Annotated in this window: 1 protein-coding gene and 1 pseudogene; one reads left to right on the plus strand and one right to left on the minus strand. The window is 66.7% G+C overall.

Translation table 11 applies throughout. The features are described from left to right. Positions 1 to 439: pseudogene (locus L810_RS49560) on the minus strand (hypothetical protein); the annotation flags it as partial. Positions 440 to 466: 27 nt separating this feature from the next. Here L810_RS49560 and L810_RS43390 point away from each other — a divergent pair. Then, positions 467 to 841 (plus strand): phage protein NinX family protein, encoded by a 375-nt coding sequence (locus tag L810_RS43390; protein ID WP_021164387.1) that lies wholly within the window; start codon positions 467 to 469, stop codon positions 839 to 841. Positions 842 to 859: the final 18 nt, after the last annotated feature.

The following is an 859-nucleotide window of genomic DNA, read 5'->3' on the forward strand; positions in this document are numbered from 1 at the left end:
CGCGGCTGCCGTCGTTCACGCAAACGATTTCGAAGCGCGTGGTGTCGATCGATTCGAGGATGGGAAGGGCGGTCGCGAAGAATGCCTCGATCGCTTCCGCCTCGTCGTGGAAGGGTACGACGAGCGATACCAACGGCTTTCGGGTGTGCCTGGACATATGTCCCCCCGTGAGATCCGGTCTGCGCCGCATTGTCTGGTCCTGATGTCGCCGAACTCCCGGAAACAGCTCCGGATCGGCGCAGTTTTGTGTGTTTTCTGTTTGTAATGTCCTGATTCGTTTGCCGTGAACGGCGGCGGCAAGCGGTCGGATCATTGTACGCACGAGTGACGCGGTCGTGACAACGTGCGCGGGTTTGCTCGGGGGAGGGATTTCAGCGATATGGCAGCGCGCTTCGGTGCTGTCGGGAACCGCAACCGCCGCAGATGCAACGGTTGGCATGTCGATTCGATAACGACGGTGACGGGTATGCAAGTCCGGGATCTGACAGGCGCGCCGCCGGACTACTGCGTCGCGATCGCACAGGGTCACAACGCCCTGCGCGCCGATGCGTCCGGGTGTACGTCGATTCGCGCGGCGGGCGCGGCGCTGGCTTCGTTCGTGCCGTCGACATCGTGGACGGACGGCGGCCCGATCGTCGAGCGGCTGCCGTTCGCCGCTTTCGAGCGCGAGGGCGGCCGTGGCGCATGGCGGGCCGTGCTGCACCGGGCCGTGCCGGCCGCGGGCGAGCGCTGCACGTTCAACCAGTCGGGGCCGACGCTGCGGGTCGCCGCGATGCGCACGCTCGTCGCCTCCACGGTCGGCGACGACGCGCCGGATCTCGACATGCCGCGGCCGCGCTGAACGCTGAACGCCGCCACG

The organism is Burkholderia sp. AU4i, from assembly GCF_000466765.1.
In the GTDB taxonomy this organism is placed as follows: domain Bacteria; phylum Pseudomonadota; class Gammaproteobacteria; order Burkholderiales; family Burkholderiaceae; genus Burkholderia; species Burkholderia cepacia.

Excerpts from the sequence above, each read along its gene's own strand:
- L810_RS43390 (WP_021164387.1), top strand. The coding sequence starts at position 467 with ATGCAAGTCCGGGATCTGACAGGCGCGCCGCCGGACTACTGCGTCGCG.